A 5,963-nucleotide genomic window follows, 5' to 3' on the forward strand; every position below is an offset into this window, starting at 1 on the left:
TAGAGATGTAAACAAGACTTGGCAAATGAAAAGCGCCCATACAAATCATTTTATATGATTTGATGGGCTTTTTTTATGCAGAATAAAAAAAAGTGCATAAGCACTTTTCATGTTTATATGGTGAGGCCGATGCGATTTGAACGCACACGAGCATTACTCACTACCCCCTCAAAGTAGCGTGTCTACCAATTCCACCACGGCCTCATAGTGTTAAAATATTACACTATTTTACTGAGTTTGGCAACACATTCAAGTCCGGTTGTTTGACAAAACATATCTACGGGTTGAACGTATTCGCATTGGTATCCATAATTTTTAAAGATTTTTAGATCTCGTGATAATGTCTTAGGATTGCAAGAAACATATACAATCTTTTCTGGCTGCATGGTCACCGTATCTTGGATTCCGTTTTCTGTCATTCCTTTTCTTGGTGGATCAATAAAAACGACATCAATTTTATCTTCTTTATGTTCGTGCGCAAAATCTGTGGCATCCTGACAAACATATCGACAATGATCAAGGTGATTCATTTTTGTGTTGTCGTTGGCATTATCAACAGCTTCTTTCACAATTTCAACACCAATTACACTTTTGGCATGTTTACTGACAGCCATTCCGATTGTTCCAGTTCCTGCATACATGTCAATGCATGTTTCGTTTCCAGAAAGACTGGCGGCTTTAATGGCTTGATTGTATAAAACTTCCATTTGGGTGGGATTGACTTGAAAGAAGGATTTAAAGTGTAATTTTACTTTATTGCCTAAACATTCTTCAATGATATAGTCATTGCCATATAAAACTTTATATGTATCACCTAAGATCACATTGTCATTTCGTGTGTTGTAGTTGAATACAATACTTGTGATGTTTGAGAATGTGTTTTTTAATAGTGCAGACAAAGATAAAATAGGCTTTTCACTTTTACCAATAAATACCACTTGAATTTCATTTGTACTAGAATGACGGATAAAGATGTGGCGTAAGCCTTCAGCCATTTCAAGAGTGATGTGGTTTTGAATAAAGCTAAATACTTCATTGATTGCGTGATCTTGAATCTTGCATTCTTTGCATGTAACGACATCATTGGAGTGTTGTCTATAAAATCCCATAAGCACGTTTCCATCTTTGATTTTAACTGGAAATTGTGCTTTGTTGCGATAGTACCAAGGTGTATTCATGCCTAAAATAGGCTTAACTTCAATATCATCAAATAATTTTTTTACATGTTTATATTTGTACTCTAATTGATACGTGTATTTCATATGTTGTAGTTGACATCCACCGCATGTTTTGGCGACTTCACAAGTTAATTCTTGGCGGTTTATACTTGGTTCTAATAGTTGAATAATTATACCAAAGGCATATTTTTTATTTACCTTTACAATTTTGATTTTTGCCTTTTCACCAATCAATAAGTTTGGAACAAAGACAACCATATCGTCAATTTTTACAACACCGCTATTTAAATCTGTATCATCGATACATGTTACAATATATTCTTCATTTTTTTTCATACATAAGTATGATAACTAAAAAATCTAGAATTGACAAATGGAATTATTATAGTAATATATATAGCGTACTATATAAATACATAGCGTGCTATGAAAATGAGGTGAAGACAGTGTGTGACAACAATGATATTGGTTTTTATTTTAGTTTGATCAAGAAAAAAATGGACAAACATATGAATGAAGGTTTAAAAAAATATGATTTAACGAAATCTCAACAAGATGTCTTAGGTTATCTGCATTTTACAGATAAGGATCCAGTCATTCAAAGAGATATTGAGGAGCATTTTCATATTTCGAATCCAACGGTTACAGGAATTTTAAATCGTTTGGAGCAGAAGGGATTTATTGAAAGAAAGCATAATCCTAAAGATAAACGAGTTCGTGCAATTGTGCTAACGCAAAAAGAGCAGAATCTGCATGAAGATATTGTGAAGCAGATTCATACAATGGAATCTAGATTTGGAAATGCGTTGGGTGAAGAAAAGAAGGTGCAGTTGTTAGAAATCTTGAAGGAGTTAGCTGAAAATTTAGAATAATGGAGGTTTTATTATGGTCAAAACTTTATTGAATGAGGTTAAAGAATATAAAAAGGACACGTTATTGAGTCCGGTTTATGTCTCAATCGAAGCCATACTTGAAGTGTTTATTCCGTTTTTGATGGCATTATTAGTGGATAATGGTATTGAAAAAGGAAATATGGGTTCAATTTGGTTTTATGGGATTTTAATGTTGGTGGCAGCCTTTGTATCGCTATGGGCTGGAGCTAAAAGTGGAAAGCATGCGGCAATCGCATCGAGTGGTTTTGCGAAGAATTTAAGAAAAGCAGAGTATCGTAATATTCAAAACTTTTCTTTTTCAAATATTGACGCTTATTCAACAAGTGGCTTGATCACACGTATGATGACGGATGTGACAAATATTCAAAATGCATATCAGATGATTATTCGTGTTTGTGTTCGTGCACCATTGATGTTGATCGCATCTTTGGCTATGGCTTTTATCATTAATAAACAAATGGCTTTGATTTTTGTGGTTGTTGTATTTGTTTTAGGGGTCATTTTATTTGGCATTATTTTTATTGTAAGTCCTATCTTTAGTCGATTGTTTTCTCGTTATGATTTCTTAAATGCGAGTATTCAAGAAAATATTTTAGGAATTCGTGTTGTGAAATCTTTCGTTCGTAAGGATCATGAAATTGATAAATTCCGTAAAGAAAGTGAGACTATTTTTAGTATTCAAGGGAAGGCTGAAAAGATATTAGTGTTTAACTCGCCTGTTATGCAGCTTTGTATGTATGCGACGATTCTTTTGATTTCATGGTTAGGCGCTCATCAAATTGTGGCACAAAATATGACAACTGGAGAATTGATGTCTTTGTTTACATATACTGCAAGTATTTTGATGTCATTGATGATGATGAGTATGATATTTGTCATGGTGACAATGTCGATTGCGAGTGGAAAACGTATTGCCAAAGTATTAACTCAAGAATCCGATTTAACAAGTCCTGAAAATGGTATTCAAACAGTAGAAAATGGAACGATTGATTTTGAAGATGTTTCATTTCATTATGGCAATGATGAAGATATTTTAAGTCATATTGATTTGCATATTCCTTCAGGATCAACACTTGGAATCCTTGGAGCAACAGGATCTAGTAAATCGAGTTTAGTCCAATTGATTCCACGTTTATATGATGTAACACAGGGTAGTGTGAAAGTAGCGGGAATGGATGTGCGTGATTATGATTTAAAAGTATTACGTGACAATGTGGCGACGGTTCTACAAAAGAATGTTTTATTCTCAGGAACAATCAAAGAGAATATGCGTTGGGGAAATCCAAATGCGACAGATGAAGAGATCGTGGAAGCTTGTAAATTAGCGCAGGCAGATGAATTCATTCAACTGATGCCAAATAAATATGATACGTATATTGAGCAAGGTGGTACGAATGTTTCGGGTGGACAAAGACAGCGTTTGTGTATCGCAAGAGCTATATTAAAGAGTCCTAAAATTTTGATTTTGGATGATTCTACAAGTGCAGTAGATACAAAAACAGATGCCTTGATTCGTCAGGCTTTCTTAGAGAAGATTCCACATACAACTCGAATCATTATTTCGCAGCGTGTTTCAAGTATCCAGGATGCAGATCAGATTCTTGTGATTGAGGATGGAAAAGTTTCTGGTTTAGGTACGCATGAAGAATTATTAAAATCAAATGCGATGTATAAAGAAACATTTGAAGCACAAAATAAGGGAGGTGATTTTGATGAACAATAGAGATACAAATAGTTTAAAGCGTGTTATTAAAGAAACAATCACTTCTTATAAAATTGAAAGCTTTATTGTCTTAGTGTTGATTGTTGTATCAAGTGTTGCCAATGTATATGGTAGTATGTTTTTAAAGAGCTTGATTGATGATTATATTGTTCCGTTATTATCACAAACCGTTCCAAATTACACGCCTTTATTGAATGCGTTAATGGAATTGGCAATGATTTATGGTGTGGGTATTTTAGCTACGTATGGATTTAACCGTATCATGGTTACTATTTCATTGGGTACTTTAAAACATATTCGTGATGAATTGTTTGAACATATGCAGACATTGCCATTACGATTCTTTGATACACATGCACATGGGGATATCATGTCAGTTTATACAAATGATACGGATACTTTAAGACAGTTGATTTCACAAAGTATTCCTCAGGTTATTGTATCTTTAATGACGATTGTTTCGGTGACGATTTCTATGTTTATCTTAAATGTTCCGTTAGCAATTTTAACCATCGCATGTGGTTTATTGATGGTTTATACTTCTAAAAAGATTTCGGCAAAATCAGGTAAATACTTTATTGCGCAACAAAAACAATTGGGTGTTGAAAATGGTTTTATTGAAGAAATGATGGAAGGCAGTAAGGTCATTAAAGTTTTTACGCATGAAGAACAAAGTATTAAAGATTTTGATCAAGTAAATGATGCGTTGTTTGAAGCAAGTGCCAATGCGAATACGTTTGCGAATGTTTTAATGCCAGTCGTAATGAATATTGGATATATTTCTTATGTGCTTGTAGCCGTTGTTGGTTCTATCTTTGCACTTAATAACATTGCGGGATTAACCCTTGGTGGTATTGCGGCGTTCTTACAGTTGAATCGTAGTTTCACAAATCCGATTGGACAAATCAGTATGCAGTTAAATGCGGTAATTATGGCGGATGCAGGTGCTAAGCGTATTTATGAAATCATCGATACAGAAAGTGAAGTAGATGATGGTGTAGTTACTTTAGAACAAATTGATCATGATCACTGGGCTTGGCATCATCCAAGAAAAGATTGTCAAGATGAATTGGTTCCACTTCGTGGGGATGTTCGTTTTGAAAATGTGAACTTCTCTTATAATCCAGATAAACAGATTTTATTTGATGTTTCTCTATTTGCGAAACCAGGTCAAAAAATTGCCTTTGTAGGAGCTACAGGTGCTGGGAAAACAACAATTACGAATCTAATCAATCGTTTCTATGATATCCAATCGGGTTCCATTACGTATGATGGTATTGATATAAAGTTAATTAAGAAAGCAGATCTTAGAAAATCATTGGGTATTGTATTGCAGGATACAAACTTATTTACAGGTACAATCATGGATAATATTCGTTATGGTCGTTTGGATGCGAGTGATGAAGAGTGTATTGCGGCTAGTAAATTAGCCAATGCACATGAATTTATTAAGCACTTAGAACATGGTTATGACACAATGATTCATGCGGGTGGAGAATCTTTATCGCAGGGTCAAAGACAACTTTTATCGATTGCCCGCGCTGCAGTTGCCAATCCTCCCGTATTAATTTTGGATGAAGCTACAAGTTCCATTGATACACATACAGAAAGAATCGTTCAGGAAGGTATGGATAAGTTGATGGAAGGAAGAACAGTATTTGTGATTGCGCATAGACTTTCAACGATTCAAAATAGTGATGCGATCATGGTGTTAGAACAAGGTCGTATTATTGAGCGTGGTAATCATGAGGACTTGTTGAAACAAAAGGGTAAATACTATCAATTGTACACGGGTGCTTTTGAGTTAGACTAAATATTTAATTTTAGGCTTGCATATATTTTGATTATGTTATAAAATATATGCGTTGTCGACGTAGCTCAGCCGGATAGAGCATGCGCCTTCTAAGCGCACGGTCGGGGGTTCGAATCCCTCCGTCGACGCCATCTTGTGAATTAAGTCCTTATATAAGGGCTTTTTTTCTGTTTATAGATAGTTTTGAAAACCTTTTTGAAAACCTTTATAAAAAAACAAAGAAACATAAGTCTCTTTGTTGAAAAGTTTTGATTAAAAAAATAGATGTTTAGATTTAATAAACTGGAATTTATTTCCCTATAATATTCTCCTCCGTGTCATTCCCGTTCAGCGATTTTGAGAATTTAAAATGAAAG

At 34.4% G+C, this 5,963-nt stretch carries 4 protein-coding genes and 2 tRNA genes; 4 read left to right on the forward strand and 2 right to left on the reverse strand.

Going from position 1 to position 5,963, the window contains the following annotated elements:
- Nucleotides 1-118: 118 nt before the first annotated feature.
- Together Q0F04_RS11190 and rlmD are read right to left on the reverse strand one after the other, a co-directional pair.
- Nucleotides 119-204: transfer RNA gene (locus Q0F04_RS11190), tRNA-Leu, on the reverse strand.
- A 14-nt stretch (nt 205-218) separates the two neighbouring features.
- On the reverse strand, nt 219-1,514 hold the full coding sequence (gene rlmD, locus Q0F04_RS11195; protein WP_295753334.1) for a 23S rRNA (uracil(1939)-C(5))-methyltransferase RlmD: 1,296 nt from the start codon (nt 1,512-1,514) through the stop codon (nt 219-221).
- A gap of 101 nt (nt 1,515-1,615) precedes the next feature.
- On the opposite strand from rlmD, the gene Q0F04_RS11200 reads away from it, so the two are divergent.
- From Q0F04_RS11200 to Q0F04_RS11215, 4 genes are all read left to right on the forward strand, one after another.
- Nucleotides 1,616-2,050: a MarR family transcriptional regulator gene (locus Q0F04_RS11200; RefSeq protein ID WP_295753336.1), complete on the forward strand. Its 435-nt coding sequence runs from the start codon at nt 1,616-1,618 to the stop codon at nt 2,048-2,050.
- Between the two features lie 13 nt (nt 2,051-2,063).
- The gene (locus Q0F04_RS11205) at nt 2,064-3,794 is read left to right on the forward strand and encodes an ABC transporter ATP-binding protein (RefSeq protein WP_295753337.1); all 1,731 of its coding nucleotides are present in this window, start codon (nt 2,064-2,066) and stop codon (nt 3,792-3,794) included.
- Nucleotides 3,784-5,607: an ABC transporter ATP-binding protein gene (locus tag Q0F04_RS11210; protein ID WP_295753339.1), complete on the forward strand. Its 1,824-nt coding sequence runs from the start codon at nt 3,784-3,786 to the stop codon at nt 5,605-5,607. The genes Q0F04_RS11205 and Q0F04_RS11210 overlap by 11 nt, the downstream gene beginning before the upstream one ends.
- 54 nt (nt 5,608-5,661) lie before the next feature.
- A tRNA-Arg gene (locus tag Q0F04_RS11215) sits at nt 5,662-5,738 on the forward strand.
- Nucleotides 5,739-5,963: the final 225 nt, after the last annotated feature.

This window comes from uncultured Holdemanella sp. (assembly GCF_934772795.1).
Taxonomy (GTDB): Bacteria; Bacillota_I; Bacilli_A; order Erysipelotrichales; family Erysipelotrichaceae; genus Holdemanella.

Bases quoted from the DNA above. Each gene is read 5' to 3' on its own strand.
- rlmD (WP_295753334.1), bottom strand. From the start codon at position 1,514: ATGAAAAAAAATGAAGAATATATTGTAACATGTATCGATGATACAGAT.
- Q0F04_RS11205 (WP_295753337.1), top strand. From the start codon at position 2,064: ATGGTCAAAACTTTATTGAATGAGGTTAAAGAATATAAAAAGGACACG.
- Q0F04_RS11210 (WP_295753339.1), top strand. From the start codon at position 3,784: ATGAACAATAGAGATACAAATAGTTTAAAGCGTGTTATTAAAGAAACA.